Origin of the sequence: Kluyvera sichuanensis (assembly GCF_014218705.1) — a bacterium.
Classification (GTDB): domain Bacteria; phylum Pseudomonadota; class Gammaproteobacteria; order Enterobacterales; family Enterobacteriaceae; genus Kluyvera; species Kluyvera sichuanensis.
The window spans coordinates 133,441-158,342 of record NZ_JABBJF010000003.1 but is presented as its reverse complement, the minus strand read 5'-3'; the positions used below and the strand labels follow the sequence as shown (position 1 = coordinate 158,342).

19 protein-coding genes and 1 tRNA gene are annotated in these 24,902 nt (G+C 55.4%); 9 read left to right on the top strand and 11 right to left on the bottom strand.

Features of this window, described 5'->3' with window-relative positions:
• Positions 1-190 precede the first annotated feature (190 nt).
• Positions 191-1,948: a DEAD/DEAH box helicase gene (locus HII27_RS05070; RefSeq protein ID WP_185666879.1), complete on the top strand. Its 1,758-nt coding sequence runs from the start codon at positions 191-193 to the stop codon at positions 1,946-1,948.
• Here HII27_RS05070 and HII27_RS05065 read toward each other — a convergent pair.
• A complete protein-coding gene (locus HII27_RS05065; protein WP_185666878.1) occupies positions 1,945-2,478 on the bottom strand; it encodes a lipocalin family protein in 534 nt (177 codons plus the stop codon). The two genes, HII27_RS05070 and HII27_RS05065, sit on opposite strands and share 4 nt — an antisense overlap.
• A 112-nt stretch (positions 2,479-2,590) precedes the next feature.
• Here HII27_RS05065 and HII27_RS05060 point away from each other — a divergent pair, with 112 nt between their 5' ends.
• Together HII27_RS05060 and rplY are read left to right on the top strand one after the other, a co-directional pair.
• Entirely contained in the window at positions 2,591-3,550 is a 960-nt protein-coding gene (locus HII27_RS05060) for a YbgA family protein (RefSeq protein WP_185666877.1), read from the top strand.
• A 125-nt stretch (positions 3,551-3,675) separates the two neighbouring features.
• Positions 3,676-3,960, top strand: coding sequence for a 50S ribosomal protein L25 (gene rplY, locus HII27_RS05055; protein WP_052285124.1), 285 nt, complete (start codon positions 3,676-3,678; stop codon positions 3,958-3,960).
• A gap of 53 nt (positions 3,961-4,013) precedes the next feature.
• On the opposite strand, the gene HII27_RS05050 is transcribed toward rplY, so the two are convergent.
• Both HII27_RS05050 and yejK read right to left on the bottom strand, forming a co-directional pair.
• A complete protein-coding gene (locus tag HII27_RS05050; protein WP_185666876.1) occupies positions 4,014-5,978 on the bottom strand; it encodes a glycosyl hydrolase family 28 protein in 1,965 nt (654 codons plus the stop codon).
• 279 nt (positions 5,979-6,257) lie between these two features.
• Positions 6,258-7,265 carry a nucleoid-associated protein YejK gene (yejK, locus tag HII27_RS05045; RefSeq protein WP_035892652.1) on the bottom strand — a complete coding sequence of 336 codons (1,008 nt, stop codon included), beginning with the start codon at positions 7,263-7,265 and terminating at the stop codon, positions 6,258-6,260.
• Between the two features lie 183 nt (positions 7,266-7,448).
• On the opposite strand from yejK, the gene HII27_RS05040 reads away from it, so the two are divergent.
• The 3 genes from HII27_RS05040 to HII27_RS05030 all read left to right on the top strand — a co-directional run bounded on the left by HII27_RS05040 (position 7,449) and on the right by HII27_RS05030 (position 9,601).
• Positions 7,449-7,676: a YejL family protein gene (locus HII27_RS05040; RefSeq protein WP_035892650.1), complete on the top strand. Its 228-nt coding sequence runs from the start codon at positions 7,449-7,451 to the stop codon at positions 7,674-7,676.
• A gap of 18 nt (positions 7,677-7,694) precedes the next feature.
• Positions 7,695-9,449, top strand: a complete 1,755-nt coding sequence (gene yejM, locus HII27_RS05035) for an LPS biosynthesis-modulating metalloenzyme YejM (protein WP_185666875.1) — start codon at positions 7,695-7,697, stop codon at positions 9,447-9,449.
• Positions 9,450-9,524: 75 nt separating this feature from the next.
• Positions 9,525-9,601 (top strand) — tRNA-Pro (locus HII27_RS05030).
• Positions 9,602-9,647: 46 nt separating this feature from the next.
• On the opposite strand, the gene HII27_RS05025 is transcribed toward HII27_RS05030, so the two are convergent.
• Positions 9,648-10,151 (bottom strand): phospholipase D family nuclease, encoded by a 504-nt coding sequence (locus HII27_RS05025; protein ID WP_223883148.1) that lies wholly within the window; start codon positions 10,149-10,151, stop codon positions 9,648-9,650.
• Positions 10,152-10,332: 181 nt separating this feature from the next.
• Here HII27_RS05025 and eco point away from each other — a divergent pair, with 181 nt between their 5' ends.
• Positions 10,333-10,824 carry a serine protease inhibitor ecotin gene (gene eco / locus HII27_RS05020; protein WP_185666873.1) on the top strand — a complete coding sequence of 164 codons (492 nt, stop codon included), beginning with the start codon at positions 10,333-10,335 and terminating at the stop codon, positions 10,822-10,824.
• A gap of 77 nt (positions 10,825-10,901) precedes the next feature.
• On the opposite strand, the gene mqo is transcribed toward eco, so the two are convergent.
• Complete coding sequence (mqo, locus tag HII27_RS05015; protein WP_185666872.1) at positions 10,902-12,554, bottom strand: malate dehydrogenase (quinone); 1,653 nt, start codon at positions 12,552-12,554, stop codon at positions 10,902-10,904.
• A 273-nt stretch (positions 12,555-12,827) separates the two neighbouring features.
• Here mqo and HII27_RS05010 point away from each other — a divergent pair, with 273 nt between their 5' ends.
• Positions 12,828-14,066, top strand: a complete 1,239-nt coding sequence (locus tag HII27_RS05010; protein WP_185666871.1) for a SulP family inorganic anion transporter — start codon at positions 12,828-12,830, stop codon at positions 14,064-14,066.
• Here HII27_RS05010 and mgtE read toward each other — a convergent pair.
• From mgtE to HII27_RS04980, 6 genes are all read right to left on the bottom strand, one after another.
• Positions 14,029-15,465, bottom strand: coding sequence for a magnesium transporter (gene mgtE, locus HII27_RS05005; protein ID WP_185666870.1), 1,437 nt, complete (start codon positions 15,463-15,465; stop codon positions 14,029-14,031). The genes HII27_RS05010 and mgtE overlap by 38 nt on opposite strands.
• A 127-nt stretch (positions 15,466-15,592) precedes the next feature.
• Positions 15,593-17,236, bottom strand: a complete 1,644-nt coding sequence (locus HII27_RS05000; RefSeq protein WP_185666869.1) for a multidrug ABC transporter permease/ATP-binding protein — start codon at positions 17,234-17,236, stop codon at positions 15,593-15,595.
• Between the two features lie 81 nt (positions 17,237-17,317).
• A complete protein-coding gene (gene alkB, locus HII27_RS04995; protein ID WP_185666868.1) occupies positions 17,318-17,962 on the bottom strand; it encodes a DNA oxidative demethylase AlkB in 645 nt (214 codons plus the stop codon).
• Entirely contained in the window at positions 17,962-19,023 is a 1,062-nt protein-coding gene (gene ada, locus HII27_RS04990) for a bifunctional DNA-binding transcriptional regulator/O6-methylguanine-DNA methyltransferase Ada (RefSeq protein WP_185666867.1), read from the bottom strand. The genes alkB and ada overlap by 1 nt, the downstream gene beginning before the upstream one ends.
• 73 nt (positions 19,024-19,096) lie before the next feature.
• Complete coding sequence (gene apbE / locus HII27_RS04985; RefSeq protein WP_185666866.1) at positions 19,097-20,149, bottom strand: FAD:protein FMN transferase ApbE; 1,053 nt, start codon at positions 20,147-20,149, stop codon at positions 19,097-19,099.
• Between the two features lie 103 nt (positions 20,150-20,252).
• On the bottom strand, positions 20,253-21,386 hold the full coding sequence (locus HII27_RS04980) for a porin OmpC (RefSeq protein WP_185666865.1): 1,134 nt from the start codon (positions 21,384-21,386) through the stop codon (positions 20,253-20,255).
• Between the two features lie 836 nt (positions 21,387-22,222).
• On the opposite strand from HII27_RS04980, the gene rcsD reads away from it, so the two are divergent.
• Entirely contained in the window at positions 22,223-24,898 is a 2,676-nt protein-coding gene (rcsD, locus tag HII27_RS04975; RefSeq protein ID WP_185666864.1) for a phosphotransferase RcsD, read from the top strand.
• The last annotated feature ends 4 nt before the right edge of the window (positions 24,899-24,902 follow it).

Here is a 24,902-nt window from a genome sequence, read left to right as displayed (position 1 = left end):
GCCGGGTGCCGGACGAAAGGTCCGAAAAATGGGGTAATCGACTCGATGCCTGCCGCAGAGCGGGAAAATGCCACCGGCAACGGGTGAGACAGCGAGTATAACAATCCGTAAGTATAACGGGCTTGTTATCCCACTCAAGTGAAAAGATTCATGGCATACTATTTGGCTGTTAAGGACAATCATCACGCCAATGACTTTTACACTTCGCCCCTATCAACAGGAAGCGGTTGACGCCACCCTGGCCTACTTCCGCCGCCACACTCAACCTGCAGTTATCGTGTTGCCCACCGGCGCCGGGAAAAGCCTGGTGATCGCCGAGCTGGCGCGGCTGGCGCGCGGCCGCGTGCTGGTGCTGGCTCACGTCAAAGAGTTGGTGGCGCAGAACCACGCGAAATACTGCGCGCTGGGGCTGGAGGCCGATATTTATGCGGCCGGGCTGAAGCGTAAAGAGAGCCACGGCAAAGTGGTGTTCGGCAGCGTGCAGTCGGTGGCGCGTAATCTCGACCACTTCCAGGGTGAGTTTTCCCTGCTGATCGTCGATGAGTGCCACCGCATCAGCGACGATGATGATAGTCAGTACCAGCAGATTCTCACCCATCTGGGGAAAGTGAATCCTCACATTCGGCTGCTGGGCCTCACGGCCACGCCGTTCCGTCTGGGCAAAGGCTGGATTTATCAGTTCCACTACCACGGCATGGTGCGCGGCGACGAGAAAGCGCTGTTCCGTGACTGCATCTATGAGTTGCCGCTGCGCTATATGATCAAGCACGGCTATCTGACGCCGCCGGAGCGGCTGGATATGCCCGTGGTGCAGTACGATTTCAGCCGCCTTCAGGCCAACAGCAACGGGCTGTTCAGCGAGTCTGACCTCAACCGTGAGCTGAAACAGCAGCAGCGCATTACGCCACATATCATCAGCCAGATTGAGGAGTTTGCGCAGACGCGCAAAGGGGTGATGATTTTTGCCGCCACCGTCGAGCACGCTCGCGAAATTACCGGGCTGCTGCCCGCCAATGACGCGGCGCTGATCACCGGCGAAACCCCCGGCCCGCAGCGCGACGAGCTGATTGAAGCCTTTAAAAATCAGCAGTTCCGCTATCTGGTTAACGTCGCCGTACTGACTACCGGTTTTGACGCCCCGCACGTTGACCTGATTGCGATTCTGCGCCCTACCGAGTCCATCAGCCTGTATCAGCAAATTGTGGGCCGTGGCCTGCGTCTGGCGCCGGGGAAAACGGACTGTCTGATCCTCGATTACGCCGGTAACCCGCACGACCTCTACACGCCGGAAGTGGGTTCACCCAAGGGCAAGAGCGATAACGTGCCGGTGCAGGTTTTCTGCCCCGGCTGCGGCTTTGCCAACACCTTCTGGGGAAAAACCACCGCCGACGGCACCATTATTGAGCATTTTGGCCGCCGCTGTCAGGGCTGGCTGGAGGATGATGAAGGTCATCGCGAGCAGTGCGACTACCGCTTCCGCTTTAAAAACTGCCCGCAATGCAACGCCGAAAACGACATTGCCGCCCGCCGCTGTCGGGAATGCGACACGGTGCTGGTCGACCCAGACGACATGCTGAAAGCCGCGCTCAAGCTGAAAGACGCGCTGGTGCTGCGCTGTAGCGGCATGGTGTTACAGGACGGCATGGATGAGAAAGGCGGCTGGCTTAAGATAACCTATTACGACGAGGACGGTGCGGATGTCAGTGAGCGCTTCCGTCTGCACACCCCCGCGCAGAAAACGGCGTTCGAGCAGCTGTTTATCCGCCCGCACACCCGCACGCCCGGCGTGCCGCTGCGCTGGATAACGTCTGCCGATATCATCGCCCAGCAGGCGCTGCTACGCGCGCCGGATTTTGTCGTCGCCCGTAAGAAAGGCGTCTACTGGCAGGTGCGCGAAAAAGTGTTCGACTACGAAGGCCGCTATCGCCGGGCTAACGAACTGCGCTAGCCGCGCGTCTGCTTCACCCACAGCAAACTGTCGACCGGGAACCCGAGCCCACGGGCGATGGTCAGGTAGTTTTGCTGTACCTGTGGCGGCAGCGTTGGCGTGCGCGATAAAATCCACAGATAGTCGCGGTTCGGCCCGCTGACCAGCGCGTACTGGTAGTCATCATCCAGCGCGATGACGTTATAGCCGCCGTAGAAGGGGCCAAAGAACGACACCTTCAGTGCGGCAACGCTCGGCTCGCCGGTGAAGTATGCTTTCCCTTCGCTCTCTTTCCACTCGCCTCTCATTGGGTCAAATCCACGGTTCAACACGCTAATGCCACCGTCCTTACGCTTACCGTAGTGAGCGGTCACCTGCTCCAGACCGCGCTCAAAACGGTTATCCAGACGGGCAATTTCATACCATTTCCCCAGATAGCGGCTGGCATCGAAATGGCGAATCGGCGTCACCCCTTTTGGCGGAGTGGGTGAACGGCAGGCCACCAGCGCGAGCGACAACGCCACTCCGGTGACTACGGGCCATAGCTTCATGCAGTTTCCTCTCTTTACGATCCTCGGTTAAGTGTAGAGGATAAAAAGCCACGCGGCCGGAAGCGGGAGAACCTATGCTTGAGCTATGGCCCACCACAAACAGGACAATAATATGAACGACAAACCGATACTCGGCATCAGCGGCTGCCTGACCGGTGCTGCCGTTCGCTTTGACGGCGGGCATAAGCGGATGGGGTTTATTATGGATGAGCTTGCCGAATGGGTAACTTTCAAACCCGTCTGCCCGGAAATGGGCATCGGCCTGCCCACTCCACGCCCGGCGCTGCGGTTGGTGAAGACCGCAGATGGCGATACCCGCGTGCGCATGAGTCAGGACCTGGATTGCGACCTCACCGATAAAATGCACCGGTTTGCCGAGGGTGTACTGCCGGGTGCCGCGCAATTCTCCGGGTTTATCGTCTGCGCAAAATCCCCCAGTTGCGGAATGGAGCGGGTAAGGCTGTACGATGAACGTGGCAACCGGGGTGCGAAGGAAGGCGTTGGCCTGTTTACCGCGGCGCTACAGGCGCGCTATCCGTGGCTGCCGGTGGAAGAGGACGGCCGGTTGCACGACCCGGTACTGCGGGAGAACTTCGTGGCGCGGATATTTGCGCTGCACGAGTTGAACGCGCTGCGGGAAGAGGGATTAACCCGTCAGGCCCTGCTGGCATTTCACAGCCGCTATAAGCTGCATCTGCTGGCCCACAACCAGCCGGGCTACCGCGAGATTGGTCCTTTTATTGCTCATCTGCATGAGTGGCAGGATCTGGATGCCTTTTTTGTTGCCTATCGCGATAAGCTGATGGCGATTCTGCGCCACCCCGCCTCACGTAAAAATCACACCAACGTGCTGATGCACATTCAGGGTTATTTCCGCAAACAGCTCAACGATCGCCAGCGGGCAGAGCTTCGCGACGTTATCGTCAACTACCACGCCGGGCACCTGCCAATCCTCGCGCCGCTGACGCTGCTGAAACACTACCTCGCCGAGCACCCGGATGATTACCTGCTGACGCAGCGCTATTTTTCGCCCTACCCGGACAGTTTACGGCTGCGCTTAACGGCCAACTGAAGGTGAGGTTTTCATTGCCCGTAAGGCAATAGGCGGCTATAATGCCGCCCGCTTTCACATCCGTGAAGCAGATCATTTGCCTGCTGCTGGGTCGCCTGTAGCAGGATTAATTAAGAGAGCTATCAATGTTTACTATTAACGCAGAAGTACGTAAAGAGCAGGGTAAGGGTGCGAGCCGCCGCCTGCGCGCAGCTAACAAGTTCCCAGCTATCATTTATGGTGGCGAAGCAGCTCCTGTTGCTATCGAACTGGATCACGACAAGCTGTGGAACCTGCAGAACAACGCTGAATTCTACAGCGAAGTTCTGACCATCGTTGTTGATGGTAAAGAAGAAAAAGTTAAGGCTCAGGCGGTGCAGCGTCACCCGTTCAAGCCAAAACTGGCTCACATCGACTTCGTTCGCGCTTAATCGCCGACAAGTCTTCGTGACGAAAGAACGGCTCCTTCTGGAGCCGTTTTTTTTTACTGCTTCGCCGCCTCTCGCACGACCGTCTCCTTCCCTGTCGACGTTATCACCTCATTATTCACGCTGTCTGAAAGCGTAATACCGCTTACCTGCGCAACGTTCCAGGCATGCTCCGTATTATCAAACGTGACGTTGGTAAACTGGCTGTCATGCAGGAAGGTGATTTTGCTCGCCTGTACGTTACGAAACTTCACGTTGCTGAACGCCAGGTTCTGGTGATAGGCATCGCGCGGGTAAGTCATCCCGTAGGCCGCCGCCATTTCCTGCACCGTCATGCCATCCACCAGAATGCTTTTCTTCGCCGCCGTGCCGTCAACGGTGACGTTCTCAACGGTCACGTTGCGGAACTGCGCGGGCTCAGTTGCTGGCGTGGTGTCATTCACGTCGGCACTGTACTTGATGGTGAAGATAAACGGCTCTTTCGCCAGATCTTTCATCGCGTTATTACGGAATAGTACGTCGCGCGCCCCGCCGCCGTAGTACGGGCGGCTTTTCATTCGCAGGCCGATATCCGTCATATACATAACGTTATCTTCCGCTTTGATCTTCTCGATCCAGGCGCCGGTATGGCTGCCGGTCACTACCGCGCCGTGGCCTTTGCGGAAGTAGTTATTGAAAATCCATGCCCCGCTCTGCGGTTTCTGACCAAAGGTTTCAACACCCTTGCCGTAACCCGCTGCGAAGTTCATCCCGTCGTCGCCGGTATCAAAGAAGTTATTAAAGACCAGGCTATTTTGGCTATTACCCAGTTCAATGCCGTCAGCGTTATTACCGTCGAAAGTCTTATGGCTGAGCGCATTCAGCGCGATATTTTCCGACTCCAGCACCATAATCCCATGAAATGCCGGGTTGAGAATCGTCAACCCTTCAATGTAGAGATTGCTGACGCCGCGCAGCGTCATCAGGCTGGAGCGTCGGTTTTTGTAGGCACTGTCGCGGTCCATCCCTTCGGATACCGCCAGCTCGGTCTGATGTTTTGCCAGAATCCCGTCTTCGCCCACTTTATTGGCGTTGCTGGCGCGATACTGCGGCAGCGCATTGCCTGCTTCATCAACGATAGACTCCGGCCCGCCGTGCTTCACGCCTCGCGTCCAGCCATTACCATCGATGGTGCCTTTGCCGACGATGCGAATATTGCGGAAAGTGCCCGCGTGAGAGCTTCCTTTGTCGTCGGCCTCCAGTGCGTTAATTAACGACGGTGGACGCTTCGGCAGCGGATTATCAGTATAGGGGTAAAGAAAGTAACCTTTGTTCATTGGGTACTGCGCTGGGTCATCCGAGCCCAGTAGCGTCGCGTCTTCGGCAATCTCCAGCGTCATATCGCTGTGTAAGAACAGCGCGCCGGTTTTAAACACACCGCCGCGCACGCTGACTTTGCACCCTTGCGGATACTGTGCCAGCGTGCAGCTATCAATGGCTTTTTGCAGCGCGGCGGTATCAAGCGTTGTTCCGTCGCCGACGGCACCTGTCGCTTTGGCATCCACCACGTGCGGCACCTTCGTGGTGCGTAGAGAAATCGGTGCGCTGTCGGCGGACTCGTTGCCGTCTGAATAGACCGCGCGAACGGTAAACTGGTAATCGGTATCGGCTTTCAACCCTTCGACGGTGAAGCTGCGCAGATCGACCTTCTGCTGCCAGTGGTCGTTATCCAGCGTCTGGTAGAAGTTGTCGATATAGGGTTTCGCAGGGGAGAATGCGTCCTGATTGTCGCGTGCGCTGCCCAGCAGTTCGCCGCCATGGTAGACGTGATAGTCCACCACCTTGTCCGCCTCCAGCAACGGTTTTTCCCACACCAGCACCACGCTGTTATCGTCGACGGAGAGCACCGGTGACTGCACGTTTTGTGGCGCCGCTGACGCCTTCGCCTGAGCGGCTACGCTATCATCGCAGCCGCTTAATGCACCCGCGAGCATCATGGTGGTGGCCAGCGCCAGTCGGGAGTGCCTGAAGGTATTGTGCATCTTGTTATTTTTCCTCTCAGTGATTCGCGGCACCCAGCTGCCGCGTCCTTGAGCCCTCCTGAATCAGAGTGGCTCTCCATTTACAAAATCAAAATGTTTTTGCATTTAAAATGAAACGTATTTTTATTTATTTCATTAGGTCTTAACCGAGAGTCAGCTCAAGTTTTAACCTGGATGAAAAAGCATCGATACAGAAAATGAGAGGAACATCACTCAAAAGTGGCGGAAATACGGATAGACAAAGCCCGCTCGGGGATGAGCGGGCTTTAGAGGGAGGACTTAGCTTTTTCCGGAGGTCCGGCGCTGGAGCTGGTCACGCAGGTTTGGCGGCGTGCCTTTAATGGTCAGCGTATCGGTGGCCGGGTCCCAGTAAATTCGCTCACCAAGCAGCATGGCATCGAAGTTAATGGTTAAGCCGCCGCCGCTACCGGCAAATTTAGTCAGCTGGCGCAGGGTGCTACGATCCGCCGGGAAGCTCTCTTCCAGTTCGTAGCCCTTCTCCGCGGTAAATTCGCTGAAGCTCACTTCGCTCACACCGGAGAGCTCTTTTGACAACGACTCCAGCTCAATCTCTTCACCGGCCTGCAGCTGTTCGTTGCAGTAGGAGTAGACCTGCTGACGCACGTTCTGACGCTCGTTTTTGTCGAGCTGCGCTTCGGCGGCAAAATCATCCAGCGCCTGCAGCAGGCCGCGGTTTTGCACTTTCGCATTCAGCCCTTCGCTCGCGCCGAGGAAGTCCATAAAGAAATCGGCGACTTTGCGCCCGACTCGCCCTTTCAGGAAGGTCAGGTAGCGGGTCGATTCCGGGTTAGTTTCCCACTCGGTTAAGTCGATGCGCGCGACGATATCCGCATGGTTGATGTCGAGATAATGGGTCGCGCTGATGTCCAGCTCTTCGTTGACGCGCATGCTGCTGAGATTATTCAGCACCGCCACCAGCAGATACTCCACCGCCAGATAGCGGTAGTGGCAGAACAGCACGATCCCACCGTCGGCGAACGGATATTTCGCCAGCTCGTCGCGCAGACGGCCGGTGGCCGCGCGGCTGAAGGCGAGGAAATCTTCCTCACCCTGACGCTGCAGCTTTAACGCCTGTGCCAGTTCGCTCTCTTCGGTAAACAGGCCGTAGGCTTTATTCTTCGCGCTGTACACCCGATGCAGCTCGGCCATCATCTCTTCAACCGGCGCGGTCGGCTCCAGCAGCGTGTCGCGCAGCACCACGTCCAGGTTTTGCTCATCGCGTTTGATGAGCTGATGCAAAGCAATCTGGTCGATATCCAGACTCATGTTAAACTCTCCTTTAAGATCGGGTGTATTCAATCACCCCCGATGCGACAGTGCAACTCACACATTACCGCCCTCGCGGCAGCATAATGGCGAAAGGATAACGCGTTCCGCTGAAAAAAAGCGGAAAAAATGCTGCTGCTACGGTAATATACTGCCCTTTGATGAATAGACAGATTTCGATTTATGCCACAACAATCCCGCTATAGTGATGAACACGTTGAAAAACTGCTGAGCGAGCTCGCCAACGTGCTGGAAGAACATAAAGCCCCGACCGATCTTTCGCTGATGGTACTGGGCAATATGGTGACCAACCTGATTAACAGCAGCGTGGCTCCGGCTCAACGCCAGGCTATCGCACGTTCTTTTGCCCAGGCGCTCCAGTCTTCTATTAACAGCGATCCTGCGCACTAAGGGTACAAGCAACAGTTTATGGTGACTCATCGTCAGCCTTACCGAGAAAAAGTCTCCCAGATGGTTAGCTGGGGGCACTGGTTCGCCCTGTTCAACATGCTGTTGGCCATGGTGCTCGGTAGCCGCTATCTTTTTGTCGCCGACTGGCCGACGACGCTGGCTGGACGCATTTTCTCCTACATCAGCCTTGTCGGGCATTTCAGCTTTCTGGTGTTCTCTGCCTATCTGCTGATTCTGTTCCCGCTGACCTTTATCGTCATGTCCCAGCGTTTGATGCGCTTCCTGTCCGCCATTCTGGCGACGGCGGGCATGACGCTGCTGCTTATCGACAGCGAGGTCTTTACCCGCTTCCACCTGCACCTTAACCCGGTGGTGTGGGAGTTGGTTATCAACCCCGATCAAAACGAGACCGCCCGAGACTGGCAGCTGATGTTTATCAGTGTGCCGGTGATTCTGCTGGTCGAGATGCTGTTTGCCACCTGGAGCTGGCAGAAGCTGCGCAGCCTGACGCGTCGCCGTCACTACGCCCGCCCGGTCGCATGGTTCTTCTTTGCATCGTTCATCGCCTCGCACGTGATGTACATCTGGGCCGATGCTAACTTCTATCGTCCGGTCACCATGCAGCGCGCCAACCTGCCGCTGTCATATCCAATGACCGCGCGCCGCTTCCTTGAGAAGCACGGGCTGCTTGACGCGCAGGATTACCAGCGCCGTCTGGTGGAACAAGGCGATCCGGAAGCGGTAACCGTGCAGTATCCGCTCAGCGATCTGCGCTATCGCGATATGGGTGTCGGCAAGAACGTCCTGCTGATTACCGTCGATGGCCTGAACTATTCGCGCTTCGAACAGCAAATGCCATCGCTGGCCCGTTTTGCGGACAGCAACGTCAACTTTACCCAGCATATGAGCGCGGGCAACAACGCCGATAACGGCATCTTTGGCCTGTTCTACGGTATTTCACCGTCCTATATGGACGGCGTCCTGTCGGCACGTATTCCGGCAGCGCTGATTAGCGCCCTTAATCAACAGGGCTATCAGCTGGGTCTGTTCTCTTCTGACGGCTTCACCAGCCCGATTTATCGCCAGGCGCTGCTGTCTGATTTCTCACTGCCGCCGGGCAAATCGCAGAATGATGCCCAGACGGCAAGCCAGTGGACTAACTGGCTTAAAAACAACGCCCAGGACGAAAACCGCTGGTTCTCGTGGGTGTCGTTTAACGGAACCACCATCAACAACGCTCAGGCCAACGACCGTCAATATGCTCGTGCCGCAGCGGATGTGGATGCACAAATTGCTAAGGTACTGGACGCACTGCGCAACTCCGGCAAGCTCGATGACACCGTGGTGATTATTACCGCCGGTCACGGCGTGCCGCTCAGCGACGAGAACAGCACTTTTAACTGGTCACGCGCCCAGCTTCAGGTACCGCTGGTCATCCACTGGCCGGGGACCCCTGCTCAGCGCATCGACCTGTTGACCGATCATAAAGATATTATGACCACCCTGATGCAACGCCTGCTGCATGTCAGCACGCCGGCAAACGAATACTCGCAGGGTCAGGATCTGTTCAGCGCCGCGCGCCGCCATAATTGGGTGACGTCGGCAGATAACGATACCCTGGCGATCACCACGCCATCGATTACCGTCGTGCTCAGCCATAATGGTCACTATAAGACCTGGAACGCGGCGGGTGAGAAGGAACGGGATCAAAAAGCCCAACTCAGTTTGCTGCTGCAGGTGCTGACGGATGAAAAACGCTTTATCGCTAACTGATTGATTAATTTTAAATCAATTGGTGAACCCTGACTTGCAATCAGGGATAAAAGCGGTAGTATTTTCTCCATGCGTCGGCACGTAGCGCAGCCTGGTAGCGCACCGTCATGGGGTGTCGGGGGTCGGAGGTTCAAATCCTCTCGTGCCGACCAAAAAGATTATATAAACCAGCCTGTTATGGCTGGTTTTTTTATTTCCTTACCGCGACTTTCCCAGCGCCCAGCGGCTGTCAAAATGCGCCTGATACTGGCGAATCACCTCCGGCTCATCTCGGATCACCAGCACATTCTCTGAGTTTTCCGTCTCTGCCGATTTAGCGAAGTTAAACGACCCGGTCTCCAGCGTATTGCCGTCCACGATCATCACTTTGTCATGCTGAATGTGGTAGTGGCCGTCAATGCGAACATCAATGCCGTTTTCTACCGCCCGGGCAATGGCCTTCTGGCTGACCTCCCCCTGATTTCGTCGCTTATCAATCACCGCCCGTACCTTCACACCGCGTTTTTGGGCACGAATCAGCGCGTCGACAATATCTTTGGCCTGAAACGAGTAGGCCATCATATCAATGGAGCGCTGTGCGCCATCGATAGTGCTCAGCACCAACTCACGGGCGGAGCCTTCAGGTGAGAATCCAACCTGGATTGTGGCCTGTGCGGCAGGGATAACGCCGAGAAGCGCAGCTATAATAAGAAATCTGGTCATTTTCATCGTTATTCAGGATATCCGTACGCTATCATGCGAATAAAACAGTCTTAATCGCTATATTCATTCATAAACACAATATTTAGAACTAGTCCTAATGCAAAATTCAGTAAAATACGATTACCATTGATGTCAGGAATGATATTCTCCTCTCGTTGCAAACTGATAAAAAGGATGAACAGTGAAAAACACACATAAACTTGCCGCTTCGTTACTGGCCATCGCCTGTGCCTCCAGCTCCGCCTGGGCTGCAGAACAGCCGCTGGAAAAGGTTGCGCCTTTCCCTAAAGCGGAAAAAGGTATGACGCGTCAGGTGATTCAGTTGCCGGAACAGAAAGATGAGTCTGCCTACAAGGTGGAATTATTGATTGGTAAAACGCTGGAGGTCGATTGTAACCATCAGCGCCTTGGCGGCGAGCTGGAAAGCAAAACGCTGGAAGGCTGGGGCTACGACTACTATGTGGTGGAGAAAATCTCCGGACCAGTGTCGACCATGATGGCCTGCCCTGACCAGAAGAAAACGAAAAAATTCGTCACCGCATCACTGGGCGACGATGGCATGCTGCGCTACAACAGCAAGTTGCCAATTGTTATCTACGCGCCTGAGAACGTAGAAGTGAAATACCGTATCTGGGAAGCTCAGGAAACGGTACATAACGCCGTCGCGCGTTAATAAAAAACCCGGGGTCGCTTGCGCTCGCCCGGGCTACCAAATAATAAAATCCCGGTATGACCGGGATTTTTTCTTTCTTAGAGTGCGATATCCGCCATCTCTTTTGCTACAACCGGTTTGGACGATACCTGCACCGCTGGCGTCGGATCCGCTTCACGGGTTGCTTCATGACGTAGTCCCAGCACTTCGCTGGTATAGGCCAACGTTTTTTCAATCAGGTGCGGGTTTTCCGTCAGCGTAGAACCGTAGGTCGGTACCACGGCGCGAATTTTTTCCTGCCATTCCGCCGTCTGCATTTTATCCTTAAAGACCTTTTCCATCAGCTCCAGCATGATAGGCGCGGCGGTTGATGCCCCCGGAGATGCCCCCAGTAGCGCGGCAACGGTGCCTTCATCATCGCTGACCACTTCAGTGCCCAGACGCAGTACGCCACCGATACGCGCATCACGTTTGATGATCTGTACGCGCTGACCGGCCTGCCACAAACGCCAGTCCTGCTTTTTCGCCATCGGATAGTAAGCGCGCAGAGCCGCATGGCGGTCTTTATCTTTCTGTAGCACCTGGCTTACCAGGTATTTCACCAGATCGAAGTTATCCAGCCCAACATTCAGCATCGGCAGGATGTTGGATTTATTGGTCGAGGCCAGCAGATCCCACAGCGAACCATTTTTCAGGAAGCGCGTAGAGAAGGTGGCGAACGGCCCAAACAGCACCACGCGTTTGCCGTCGATGATACGGGTGTCGATGTGCGGCACAGACATCGGCGGCGCGCCCACGGAAGCCTGACCGTAGACCTTCGCCAGATGATGGTTAACCACTTCCGGGTTTTCGCACACCAGGAACTGACCGCCAACCGGGAAGCCTGCGTACTCTTTCGCCTGAGGAATTTTGGTTTGCTGTAGCAGCTTCAGCGCCGCACCACCCGCGCCGATGAAAATAAACTTCGCTTTGATGGTACGTTTTTCATGGCTGCCGTTGGCATCAGAAACCGTCACATTCCAGCTGTTGTCTGGATTACGACGGAAACGGCGCACCACGGTGTTGAGCTGCAGCGTAAAGCGTTCGCGCTTTTTGAGGCCCTGAATGAGCTGGCGAGTAATCTCGCCGTAGTTCACGTCGGTGCCTGCTTCAGTTCGCGTCGCAGCAATCTTCTGCTGCGGATCGCGCCCTTCCATCACCAGCGGCGCCCAGTCTTTAATCTGCTCGTGATCTTCGGAGTAGCGCATGCCGTTGAACAGCGGGCTCTTTTGCAGTGCACGATAGCGCGCACGCAGGAAATTGACGTTGTCATCGCCCCACACAAAGCTCATGTGTGGCACGGTGTTAATAAAGCTCTTCGGCTGCGTCAGCACGCCGCGCGTCACCTGGTGGGCCCAGAATTGACGGGAAATCTGGAAGGCTTCGTTGATATCAATAGCTTTGTCGATGCTGACGGAGCCATCGGCTTTCTGCGGGGTATAGTTGAGTTCCATCAGGGCCGAGTGCCCGGTGCCGGCGTTGTTCCAGCCGTTGGAGCTCTCTTCGGCCACGCTTTCCATCTGCTCAACCATGGTAATCGACCAGTCTGGCTCCAGCTCCTGCAGCCATGTACCCAGCGTAGCGCTCATAATGCCGCCACCGATCAGCAATACATCTGTCTCGTGCACCACACGAGTCTTCGCCTTAGTCGCCACAGAAACCTTCTCGGTACCCGATTTCTGTGCGTTGGGTACAGCTATCTTTTTTTTCATCGTAGGGGGCCTTACTTGACTTGCGATTTGTTACATGCAGGTAAAAACATCCGTACGGTTACGTTACCACCAGCCACGGTAAATTTAAATATTGTTTAAAATTTAAGTTGAGTTTTGAGATCTGTTATTAAAATGTTTAATAAATGTGTACAGAAAATGAGATTTGGTACTGGTAGAGTGTGACGGGAAGCGGTATTATTCTCCCCTTTGTGATGGTACGCACGGACGCTGGGGATTATAGAAAACCCGCCATCGATAACCTGTGAATACCCTATGTCGAACGCTTCTCCCTCCCCTCTTTCTGGTTCTCTGCTTGCCGTCCTGACGTCACCTTCCATGTTGACGCGTGAAGTTCTGGCGGGCGTGATTACCGCGCTGGCGCTGATCCCCGAGGTTATCTCGTTTTCCGTGATTGCGGGCGTTGACCCGAAGGTCAGCCTGATTGCCTCCGTGGTGCTGTGCCTGTCGATGTCGTTTCTCGGCGGCCGCCCGGCGATGGTCACCGCCGCTGCGGGTTCCGTGGCACTGGTCATCGGCCCAATGGTGCACCAGCACGGGGTTGCCTATATTCTGCCAGCCGTGGTCATGGCCGGTATCATTCAAATTCTGTTTGCCGCCTGCGGGATGGCAAAGCTGATGCGCTTTATTCCACAATCGGTAATGACCGGGTTTGTGAATGCGCTGGGTATTCTGATTTTCTTTGCTCAGGTACCCCATTTCTGGAGCCGTAGCCCGCTGATTGTCGCGCTGTTTGCCGCCACAATACTCATCGTGTTGTGGCTTCCGCGCGTGATGAAAAGCATTCCATCGCCGCTTATCGCCGTCGTTCTACTCACCCTCTATACCGCCACCAGCGGGCAGATTTTGCCAACCGTCGGCGATGAAGGTTCGATGAGTGGCGGGCTGCCGGGCCTCACCCAGTGGCTGGTGCCGATGAATCTTGAAACGTTGCAGATTATCTGGCCGTGCGCGCTGAGTATTGCTTTTGTTGGCCTGATGGAGTCGCTGCTGACCGCGAAACTGGTCGATGACCTCACCGTCACACCATCGAACAAAACGCGTGAGAGCGCGGGTCTCGGCATCGCCAATATTCTGGCTGGCTGCTACGGCGGCATCGCCGGCTGCGCCATGATCGGTCAGACCATCGTGAACGTGGAGATGGGCAAAGGCCGCACCCGGATATCAACCATCGCGGCAGCGCTGGTACTGCTGCTGCTGGTCACCGCCTTAAGCGAAGTGATGGCAAAAATCCCGATGTCGGTACTGGCGGGCATTATGGTGATTGTCGCCTTCAAAACCTTTAACTGGCACAGCCTGCAGCCCGGCACGCTGAAGCGCACGCCGTGGCCGGAAACGCTGGTGATGTTGGTCACCGTCGGCGCGACGGTCAGCACGGGGAATCTGGCAATAGGCGTGCTGGCGGGCATCATGATGATGGTTGTCGTCCCTGCCCGCCTGAAGCACCGCGCAAAGCTTAAAGCAGAAACACGGTCGCCAGCCCCAGAAAAATAAAGAAGCCGCCGGTATCAGTGATCGCGGTGATCATCACGCTGGAGCCGACCGCCGGGTCGCGCCCCAGTTTAGCCATGATCATCGGGATCAATACCCCCATCACCGAGGCCACCAGCAGGTTGAGGATCATCGCCAGGGTCATCACGGCACCCAGATGTGGATCGCCGTACAATAGCCAGGTGACGGTGCCCATAATGCCGCCCCAGACGATGCCGTTAATCAGCGCTACGCCCATTTCGCGCAGAATCAAAAACGAGAAGTTGCCCGGCTGGATATGCTGTAACGCCAGCGCGCGCACGATCATCGTGATGGTCTGGTTGCCGGTATTGCCACCTATCCCCGCCACAATTGGCATCAGTGAAGCCAGCGCCACCAATTGAGAGATGGTATGTTCGAAACCGTCGATCACGCGCGAGGCAATAAAAGCGGTACAGAGGTTAATGGCGAGCCACGCCCAGCGGGTTTTCACCGCTTTCATCACCGGCGCAAACACATCTTCTTCGCTGCTCAGGCCGCCCATGCGGCGCAGATCGCTGTCGGTCTCTTCGTAGACCACGTCAACGATCTCATCGATGGTCAAACGCCCCATCAGCTTGCCTTCCGAGTCAATGACTGCGGCGCTGATGAGGTTGTCACGCTCGAAGGTACGGGCGACGCTTTCCGATCGCTCCTCCGGGTGAAACGCGACCGGATCGGCCTCCATCACTTCATGCACGTAACGTTCGGCCGCATTCAGCAGGATCGTTTTAAGCTCCAGTTCGCCAATCAGGGTTTGATCGCGCTTTACCACGAACAGTTTGTCGGTGTTCTCCGGCATTTTGCCCAACCGACGCAAAAAGCGTTGCACCGAGGCTAGCGTGACGTCCGGGCGAATGGTGATCACCTCGAACTCCATGATCGAGCCCACCTGCTCGTGGGCATAGTTCATCACCTGGCGAACGCGCGCGCGTTCAGCGGGATCCATAGAGGCCAGCAGGCGCCCGGTCAGGTCACGCGGCAGGTGCTGCACCAGGTAGATCTGTTCGTCGATATCCAGCGTTTGCAGTGCATCGAGCAACGCCCGGTCGCTCATATCTTCAATGAGGTCGTCCCAGACGTTCTCCGATGCTTCCAGCAACACTTTCCCGCGCCGGTCATCTTCAACCATGTTCCACAGCGCGTGACGCTCTTCTGACGGCAGCGCTTCCAGGGTATCGGCGAGATCCGGCGGCGGCAGGTGCGCCACCAGCGCCCCCACTTCCGCAAGATCATCAACCAGCGTGCCCTCATCATACTGCTCGGCCAGCGTCAGCTTGCCCAGCAGCGCTGAAGTCACCGCTTTATCGGTGGTCAGCAGCCAGATGAGCCGCTGGCGCTCTTCGTCGCGCAGGCGGGCACTGTTCTTCTTCAACAGAGACATGAATAATCCTTATTCCTGAAAGTGCGCCCAATCGGATGATTGAGCGCATTAAGCATAGCGCGGGGGAATATAAAAAAGTTAAACAAGCCGCTTAGGCGTTGAAAAATTCAGCAAAGCGGCTAAAAAATCAGGCGGTACGCGCAACGGCATCGCGGGAAGCGCGCTCGCGCTCCTCCCCCACCAGCTCGCTCAACTGACCGTTACGCATCTCCAGCAGGCGATCTGCATGGGTAAAGTAGTGGTCATCGTGGCTGATGGCGAAAATCGTTTTGCCCATTTGCTGCATCAGCGGCAGCAGTACCTGATAAAACTCGCGGCGGAAGTGCGGGTCCTGATCGGCCGCCCACTCATCAAGCATAATGATGTCGCGTTCTTCTGCCAGCGCCAGCAGCAGCGCCACGCGTTTTTTCTGCCCTTTTGACAGCTTCAGGTCAAGAATTCGTCCATCCTCAAGCTTCACCTTATGGCTCATTTGCAGCTGCGCCAGCCACTTCTCTACCAGCTCCGGCTTCGCCTGCTTGCCTTCCGGCCCCAGCAGGTGCTCGAACAGCCAGACATCGGTAAACACCGCGGAGAAGAGCTTGCGATAGTCTTCAGGTTTATCCGCCGCCAGCGGCTGGCCGTCAAGCAGGATCTGCCCGGAGATCGGCTGATACAGCCCGGTCAGCAGCATCGCCAGCGTCGATTTGCCGCTGCCGTTACCGCCAATCAGGAAGACCATTTCGCCGCGCTTCAGCGTCAGGTTTAATGGGCCGACCGCGAAGGTGTTGTCTTCATAGTGGAAGGTGACATCACGCAGCTCCAGCGTCTGCCAGTTCGGGTGCGCCGTTGGCTGCGGGAACGGCTCGCGGAACGGTGCCAGTGAGAATTTATTCAACTTGTTAAACGCGACCTGGGCACTCAGAAGCGTAGGCAATGCCCCTACCGCCGACAGCAGCGGCGTACGCAGGAACAGCAGCGTCAGAGAGTAGGTTGCCGCCACGTTAGTGTCGGCCCAGCCCAGGCCATTTGCCATCCAGAACACCAGGCCAATCGCGCCCAGCATCATGATATTCGACCAGTTCACGGCGCTCAGGTGGAAGGTATCGGCGCGGATAATATGGTGGCGATAAGCCTTTGCGTCCGGCGTGAACTGCTGTTCAAACACGTACTGCGCGCGCTCGCGGTTCAGGGTGAGCTCTTTGCGCCCTTCCAGCACCGTCTGGTAGTCGTTATAAAGGCTATCTTCGGTCTCGCGCAGCGTCGCCATATGCCTGTAGACGCGCGCCACCAGCATAAAACCGCCCCAGATGGTCAGCGCCATCCACAGTGCGGTAATCAGCAGCATTTTAGTCGACAGCATCGCCAGATAGGCGGCAGAGCCCACGGTCAGGATTATCCCCTGCACCAGTTCAGGCAGGCGCACGAAGGCAATGGTGATGGCGCGAATATCGCTGGTCAGCCCCGCGAGCAGCGAGGCGCTGCCGAGCTTCTCCACGCGTTCCACCTGAGTGTCGAGAATACGTTTGATAAATTCGCGACGCAGGCGATAAACAAAATGATGCCCCAGCGTCGTCAGCGCCAGCTGAGAGCCCAGCGTCACGGCCATCAACAGCAGCAGCAGCCCGAGAAACTCCGGCAGCACCGTAAGGTTGGTGTCGACCATTTCAATCAGACGCACGTTAATAAAGGCGATAAGTCCAATACCGAGCGCCGCGCTCAGCAGGCTCAGGGCGATAACGCCAATGAAGGGCCAGCGGTACTGACGCCAGACGAGTAAAAGAAGTTCCATAACAGCAACCAGAGCAAGAAAAACAGCCAGCAGTGTAAACTGCTGAGCAACGACATCAAGAATAATTCTTATTTTTATTCGTCATTGCGCAGCGCGGCGAAACGTCAGGTTATAGCGCCAGGCGCCCACCTGCGGGTGGCTACCTGCCTTGAGAGGCAAAATGGCGTGGTAGAACAGCCGGGAGGCGCCGCCCCACACCACAACATCGCCATGCTCCAGCCAGACGCGCTGCAGCAGATCGCTGCGTTTTAACCCGCCGAACTGGAAGGTAGCCGGTAATCCCAGCGAAACGGAAACGATCGGCGCATCCAGCCGCGCTTCATCTTTATCCTGATGCAGCGATAGCTTCGCGCCCGGCTGGTAGCGATTGATAAGACAGGCATCGGGGCTGAATTCCGGGTATCCGGCCTGGCTCGCCGCCGTCTTCGCCAGGCGGAGAAAAACATCCGGAATAGCTGGCCACGGCCGCCCGGTCAGCGGGTCGATGGCAGCGTAGCAGTATCCGCGGCTGTCCGTGCTCCAGCCCAGCGCCCCGCAGTTGGTCATCGCCACCGACATGGTATACCCGCCCGGCGTCACCATATGGCGAAACGGCGAGACGGCGGCAACCTGCGCAATAGCGGCGAGCAACGCATCGCTCTGTTCACGCGCCAGTCGGCGCAGAACGACGGCCCCCGGTGCCAGTGGCTCTGACCACGGCGCTTCATCAGCAAACAGATCCAGCATCACCGCTCCTGCTCTTTTTCACGCGCTAACAGCGCCGCTTTACGCGTCACGCCCCAGCGATAGCCGGACAAACTGCCGTCGCCGCGCACCACTCGGTGGCACGGTATCAAAATCGCCAGCCGGTTTGCCGCACAGGCCCCGGCCACCGCCCGCACGGCTTTCGGGTTGCCGATGCCGTCGGCTATCTGCTGATAGCTGCGGGTTTCACCGGTTGGAATGGCGCGCAGCGCCTGCCAGACCTGCTGCTGGAAAGCCGTGCCGCGGATATCCAGCGGCAGCGTTAGCGGTGTTGAACGCTGATTCAGACTGGCGATAACGGCTTGAATCTGCGCTTGAGACGATGCATCCGCTGCCGTCAAGTGGGCAGACGGGAAGCTCTGCTGCAACTCCGTCAGCAGCGTAGCGTCATCATCTCCCAGCAACACCGCGCAAATGCCACGGTCGCTCAGCGCCACCAGGCAGCGGCCCAGCTCGCAGCGGTCGGTCGCATAATGAATATCAGCGGTTTTGCCGCCCTGACGGTAAGCGCGCGCCGTCATCCCCAGCACATTGTCTGCCTGACGATAGTAGCTGCTGCTTGAGGGGAATCCCGCCGCCAGCACCGCCTGGGTCACTGGTTCGCCGCCGCTGAGTGAATCACGCAGCCGACGCGCCCGCCACGCCTGCTGCCAGGCCTTTGGCGTGACGCCAGTGACGGATTTAAACAGACGATGGAAATGGTAAGGGCTGACGGCAACCGCCTCGGCCAGCGCCTCAAGCGTCACCGGGCTGTCCTGCTCCAGCAACCGACAGGCCTCGGCAACTTTGTCGATTTTCTGCTGTTCGGGAGAGAGGCTATCTGGCTGACAGCGCTTGCAGGGACGAAATCCGGCCTCCAGCGCAGCCTGTGCATTGGGATAGAACCGGACGTTCTGGCGCAGCGCATGACGGGCACGGCAGGACGGGCGACAGAAAATACCGGTGGTCTGTACGGCAAAAACAAACTGACCATCGGCGCGGGCGTCGCGATTTATCACCGCCTGCCAGCGGTCATCATCGGTATATAGGGTATGAGATGTCATAACGGGCTCCTCCTTTTAGTGTAACCATCACTGTGACCAAAAGGAGGAATTAAAAAACCCGCAATCTTGCTTTTTAATTTTTCCCGCTGACCAGGAACGCACGGAACTGCGGCGACATCCAGGTGGTGAAGCCGTCACCCTCTTTCATGATCATATAGACCGCCAGCCCCTGCTCACGCACCACCTGCTGGGCTTTTTCCGTGCCGAGCACCATCAGACCAGTATCCCAGCCGTCGGCTTCCAGCGCGGTTGGCGCAATCACGGTGACCGACACCAGCTTATGGGTAATCGGCCGCCCGGTTTGCGGATCGATAACGTGTGAGATCCGCTGACCATCCAGCTCATAGTAGTTGCGATAACTACCGGAGGTGCTGATCCCGTGGCCGTTAATGTCGACGATCGCCTGCACCGCGTTTTCCCGGTCGGTTGGCTTTTGAATCGCCACGCGCCACGGCTGGCCATCGGCATTCATCCCACGGCTCACCAGCGCACCACCCACCGAGACCAGATAGCGGGAGATCCCCTCTTCTATCATCAGCCGCGCCAGATGATCGGCAGCGTAACCTTCGCCAACGGTCGAGAGGTCAACGTACAGATCGGGGATCGCCTTTTGCAGATACTGCTGGCCCGCACGGTTAATCACCGTCAGATTTTTCAGCCCGGTGCGCGCTTTCGCGGCATCTATCTGCGCCTGAGTCGGCGTTTTCACCGGTTGTTTATCCGGGCCAAAGCCCCAGAGATTGACCAGCGGCCCCACGGTGATGTCCATCGCACCCTGCGTTTTCTGCCCGATGCGCAGCGATTCGGTGACGATATCCGCCATCCCTTCACTTACCGGCCATGGGGTGGTACTTTGCGACTGGTTAAAACGCATCAGCGCCGAGTCGTTTTTCCAGGTCGACAATAGCTGATCGTCACCATCGAGCAGCGTCTGCACCTTCTGACGCAGATTCTCCGCCCTGTTTTGATCGAGGCCAACCACGCTCACCCGCCAGAACGTGCCCATGGTTTTACCATCAAGTACGGTCACCTGCGCCTTTGGGGTTGCCGGCGCGCTGGTGTTGTCACAGCCAGCCAATAAAATAACGACGCCAAGCAGCATCGTACGTAAAAAAGTCATTTCCATCGGTTATTACCCTCCTGCAATCGGCGCAAGAGTACACTAATTAGCTGAAATCAGACATTAAAAAAGGGGCCCAAGGGCCCCTTTTATCTCGGTCGAAACCGAATTAGAACTGGTAAACCATACCCAGCGCTACGATGTTGTCGGTAGAGATACCGGCACGACGAGTGAAGTCGTTGTCATCCAGCAGGTTGATTTTGTAATCAACGTAGGTGGACATGTTTTTGTTGAAGTAGTAAGTCGCGCCTACATCAACGTATTTCAGCAGATCCTGATCGCCGAAGTTGTCTACGCCGTTGTTAATGTCCTTACCTTTAGACTGCAGGTAAGCGATGGATGGACGCAGGCCGAAGTCGAACTGGTACTGTGCAACCACTTCGAAGTTCTGTGCTTTTTCAGCGAAGCCGCTGATAGGATCAGGATTAGCAGCGCTTTGTTTACCGCTGAAGCGGGTCGCGTTGTAAGTCTGGGTGTACTGAGCGGCCAGATAGATGTTGTTCGCATCGTATTTCACGCCACCGGAGTAGGTGGTCGCTTTATCGCCTTGGCCATAAGCCATGTTGTTCTGATCGGTAGTACGTTTAGAGCTGGAAATTGCGGTACCTACGCTGAAGCCTTCGCCGATATCGTAAGTCAGGGAGCCACCGAAGCCGTCACCGTTCTGTTCCAGATCGTCACGACCGTTGTTGGTGGAACCTTCGCCAGAAGCGCTGCCGTTCTTACCCTGATACTGCAGAGCAAAGTTCAGGCCATCAACCAGACCGAAGAAGTCAGTGTTACGGTAGGTCGCAACGCCGTTAGCACGCTGCTGCAGGAAGTTGTCTGCACCGTAGGTGTCGCCGCCGAATTCTGGCAGGACGTCGGTCCAGGAAGTCACATCGTAAACTACGCCGTAGTTACGACCGTAGTCGAAAGAACCTACGTCAGCAATGCGGATACCGGCGAAACCTACACGGGTCCATGCCTGGTCAGAAGCGCCTTCGGTGTTGTTAGCCTGGATGTTGTATTCCCACTGGCCGTAACCGGTCAGCTGGTCGTTGATCTGAGTTTCACCTTTGAAGCCCAGACGAACGTAGGACTGGTCACCATCTTTACTGTCGTCGCTGGAGAAATAGTGCAGACCATCGACTTTACCGTACAGATCTAATTTGTTGCCATCTTTGTTATAAATTTCAGCCGCATTTGCTGCGCCTGCTACCAGCAGTGCTGGTACCAGGAGGGACAGTACTTTAACTTTCATGTTATTAACCCTCTGTTGTTATATATATGCCTTATATATGCCACTGCTTACTGATTAACCCTCATTAATCAGTCGGCAGATCCATTGTGCTGTAAAAATTAGAATAATCCAATAAGAATATGATACGAAAATCGCTCAAATGTTTCATTTATCCCTATAGATGTTTCAAAATGTAAATTTAAGGGAACTTTTATAAGCACAAAAAGACAGGAAAAATAGCACTAATAATCAAAACCAAAGCAAATAAATTCACTAAATCAATGAGTTAAAAAACACGAAAGGTATAGCACTGAATGGTAAAACAAAACCTTCACCTACAACTAAAATAGTCCTCGCTATCATCATTAACTTTATTTATTACCGTCATTCAATTCTGAATGTCTGTTTACCCCTATTTCAACCGGATGCTTCGCATCCGGTTTTTTTTACCTTTCTTTACGTAAACTGAATCAAACTGTGCTACCGCACGTAAATTGTAACGACTATTAACTAATCAAATCTCATACCATTTTTTATGTCTACCAGGCACTCGATTAATAATGTCTTGTTATTTAGTGCTATTTTTAAGTCGTTATTCGTAAATAACTGTACAATAAATGTTACATTGTACAATTAATCCGCAACAAACTATTTCTGCTCACCGCCAATATCTAACGCCCTCCTCCGCATAGCATTGCCGCCAGCTCCGCGCAGTGTAATTTGCCCCGTAGATGCATCTTGCCGACTTTTTTGTATATACTGCCAGCAGTGCAAAAACAGGATCTTCGCGCCTCAATGCCGATTCAGGCTTGAGCTTCTCCTCATTCAGATGCCGTTATGATGGGTTACACACGCCAATGAGTCAGTCCGACAAGATGAACCCGACGAAATTCTCTCTGCTTCCGGGGAGCATCACGCGTTTCTTCCTTCTTATGATCATCGTATTGCTGGTGACGATGGGCGTGATGATTCAAAGCGCCGTCAACGCCTGGCTTAAAGATAAGAGCTATCAGATTGTCGATATGACGCACGCCGTCCATAAGCGCATCGATACCTGGCGCTACACCACCTGGCAGATCTACGACAACATCGCCGCCGCGAATACCAATGCGCCGCCTGCCGATGGTCTGCAGGAAACCCGCTTAAAGCAGGATGTGTATTACCTTGAGAAGCCACGCCGTAAAACCGAAGCGTTGATCTTCGGTTCGCATGACAGCGCCACGCTCGATATTACCCAACGCATGTCGACCTATCTCGATACCCTGTGGGGCGCGGAAAATGTTCCCTGGTCGATGTACTATCTCAACGGTCAGGATAACAGCCTGATTCTTATCTCTACCCTGCCGTTAAAAGATCTCTCATCCGGCTTTAAAGAGTCGACCGTGGGCAGCATTGTTGATTCCCGCCGGGCTGAAATGCTACAGCAGGCTAACACTCTGGATGAGCGCGAAACCTTCTCGTCGCTGCGCCGTCTCGCCTGGCAGAACGGCCGCTACTTTACCCTGCGTACCACCTTCAACCAGCCGGGGCATCTGGCAACCGTCGTCGCCTTTGATTTACCGATTAACGACCTGGTACCGCCAACCATGTCGCTGGACAGTTTCCGCCTGGAACCCGATCCGGCGCAGAATGCCCAGCGCGCTCAGGAAAAAGACCCGAGCGACAGCGTCTCCATCAACTTTAATAGCTCACGCATTGAGATAACCTCAGCGCTGAACGGCACCGGCATGCGCCTGGTGTGGCAGGTACCGTTTGGCACGCTGCTGCTCGACACCTTCCAGAACATCATGCTGCCGCTGCTGCTGAACATTGGGCTGCTGGCGCTGGCGCTGTTCGGCTACTCGACGTTCCGTAATCTGCCCACTCGCGGCAGCAACAGCAACGTTCCTTCGACGGGGACCAATAATGAGCTGCGCGTGCTGCGCGCCATTAATGAAGAGATTGTCTCATTGCTGCCGCTAGGGCTATTAGTGCACGATCAAGAGTCGAACCGAACCATAATCAGCAACAAAATTGCCGACCATCTACTACCGCACCTCAACCTGCAAAACATCACCAGCATGGCGGATCAGCATCAGGGAGTGATTCAGGCCACCATTAATAATGAACTGTATGAAATTCGTCAGTTCCGCAGCCAGGTTTCACCGCGCACCCAAATTTTCATTATTCGCGATCAGGACCGGGAAATTCTGGTGAATAAGAAGCTCAAGCAGGCCCAGCGTCTGTATGAGAAGAACCAGCAGGGCCGCGCGGCGTTTATGCAAAACATCAGCGATACGCTGAAGCAACCGATCAAAGCGCTCGCCGCCGAGGCCAGCACCATTGATACGCCAGATGGACAGAAGCTCGCGAACCATGCCGACCTGCTGGTACGGCTGGTCGATGAAATTCAGCTCGCTAATATGCTGGAAAACGACAGCTGGAAAGGATCGTCCACGCAGTTCTCCCTGCAGGAGCTGATCGACGAAGTGGTACCTGAAGTGTTGCCGTCGATTAAGCGCAAAGGGCTGCAGCTGCTGATCAATAACCCGCTTCCGGCAAAAGAGCAGCGTCACGGCGACCGCGATGCGCTGCGCCGCATTCTGCTGTTGCTGATCCAATATGCGGTGACCACCACGCAAATTGGTAAAATTACCCTTGAGGTCAATGCCGATGAGTCGGTGGAAGAACGTTTAACCTTCCGTATTCTTGATACCGGCAACGGCGTATCGCACGGTGAAGTCGATAATCTACACTTCCCATATCTGAACGACACCCAGTCAGACCGCTACGGCAAAGCTAACGCCCTCACCTTCTGGCTGTGCGATCAGCTGGCGCGTAAACTCGGCGGTCACCTTAATATTAAGGCACGAGAGTCGCTGGGCACGCGCTATACGCTGCATGTCAAAATGCCGGTGCGTGAAGAGGACGTGGAGCCCGAAGAGCAGCTGCTGGATGATGTGGTGGCGATGGTGGATATCACCTCAAACGAGGTCCGCAACATTGTCACGCGCCAGCTTGAAAGCTGGGGCGCGACCTGTATCAGCCCTGACGAACGAGCAACAAGTCAAGAATTTGACCTTTTTTTAACAGATAATCCGTCTAATCTTACTGCTTCGGGCTTGCTTTTAAGCGATGATGAGGCTGGGATACGCAAAATTGGCCCAAGTCAGCTGCGTGTGAACTTTAACATGAGCAACGCCATGCAGGATGCCGTACTCCAGCTTATTGAAGAGCAACTGGCGCAGGAAGAAGTGACGGAATCGCCGCTGGGCGGAGATGAAAGTGCCGAGCTTCAGGCCAGTGGCTATTATGCTCTGTTTGTGGATACGGTACCGGAAGATGTTAGCAGGCTGTATACTGAGTCCGCGGCGAAGGATTTTGCCGCATTGGCACAGACAGCTCACCGCCTTAAGGGTGTGTTTGCCATGCTAAATCTGGTACCTGGCAAGCAGTTATGTGAATCGCTTGAGCATCTGATTCGTGAAAAAGATGCGTCAGGCATAGAAAAATACATCAGCGACATTGACGCCTACGTCAAGAGCTTGCTGTAGCAAG

What these genes read in the sequence shown, in the direction of transcription:
- HII27_RS05070 (WP_185666879.1), top strand. Translation starts at nt 191, where the DNA reads ATGACTTTTACACTTCGCCCCTATCAACAGGAAGCGGTTGACGCCACC.
- HII27_RS05065 (WP_185666878.1), bottom strand. Translation starts at nt 2,478, where the DNA reads ATGAAGCTATGGCCCGTAGTCACCGGAGTGGCGTTGTCGCTCGCGCTG.
- HII27_RS05060 (WP_185666877.1), top strand. Translation starts at nt 2,591, where the DNA reads ATGAACGACAAACCGATACTCGGCATCAGCGGCTGCCTGACCGGTGCT.
- rplY (WP_052285124.1), top strand. Translation starts at nt 3,676, where the DNA reads ATGTTTACTATTAACGCAGAAGTACGTAAAGAGCAGGGTAAGGGTGCG.
- HII27_RS05050 (WP_185666876.1), bottom strand. Translation starts at nt 5,978, where the DNA reads ATGCACAATACCTTCAGGCACTCCCGACTGGCGCTGGCCACCACCATG.
- yejK (WP_035892652.1), bottom strand. Translation starts at nt 7,265, where the DNA reads ATGAGTCTGGATATCGACCAGATTGCTTTGCATCAGCTCATCAAACGC.
- HII27_RS05040 (WP_035892650.1), top strand. Translation starts at nt 7,449, where the DNA reads ATGCCACAACAATCCCGCTATAGTGATGAACACGTTGAAAAACTGCTG.
- yejM (WP_185666875.1), top strand. Translation starts at nt 7,695, where the DNA reads ATGGTGACTCATCGTCAGCCTTACCGAGAAAAAGTCTCCCAGATGGTT.
- HII27_RS05025 (WP_223883148.1), bottom strand. Translation starts at nt 10,151, where the DNA reads ATGACCAGATTTCTTATTATAGCTGCGCTTCTCGGCGTTATCCCTGCC.
- mqo (WP_185666872.1), bottom strand. Translation starts at nt 12,554, where the DNA reads ATGAAAAAAAAGATAGCTGTACCCAACGCACAGAAATCGGGTACCGAG.
- HII27_RS05010 (WP_185666871.1), top strand. Translation starts at nt 12,828, where the DNA reads ATGTCGAACGCTTCTCCCTCCCCTCTTTCTGGTTCTCTGCTTGCCGTC.
- mgtE (WP_185666870.1), bottom strand. Translation starts at nt 15,465, where the DNA reads ATGTCTCTGTTGAAGAAGAACAGTGCCCGCCTGCGCGACGAAGAGCGC.
- HII27_RS05000 (WP_185666869.1), bottom strand. Translation starts at nt 17,236, where the DNA reads ATGGAACTTCTTTTACTCGTCTGGCGTCAGTACCGCTGGCCCTTCATT.
- alkB (WP_185666868.1), bottom strand. Translation starts at nt 17,962, where the DNA reads ATGCTGGATCTGTTTGCTGATGAAGCGCCGTGGTCAGAGCCACTGGCA.
- ada (WP_185666867.1), bottom strand. Translation starts at nt 19,023, where the DNA reads ATGACATCTCATACCCTATATACCGATGATGACCGCTGGCAGGCGGTG.
- apbE (WP_185666866.1), bottom strand. Translation starts at nt 20,149, where the DNA reads ATGGAAATGACTTTTTTACGTACGATGCTGCTTGGCGTCGTTATTTTA.
- HII27_RS04980 (WP_185666865.1), bottom strand. Translation starts at nt 21,386, where the DNA reads ATGAAAGTTAAAGTACTGTCCCTCCTGGTACCAGCACTGCTGGTAGCA.
- rcsD (WP_185666864.1), top strand. Translation starts at nt 22,223, where the DNA reads ATGAGTCAGTCCGACAAGATGAACCCGACGAAATTCTCTCTGCTTCCG.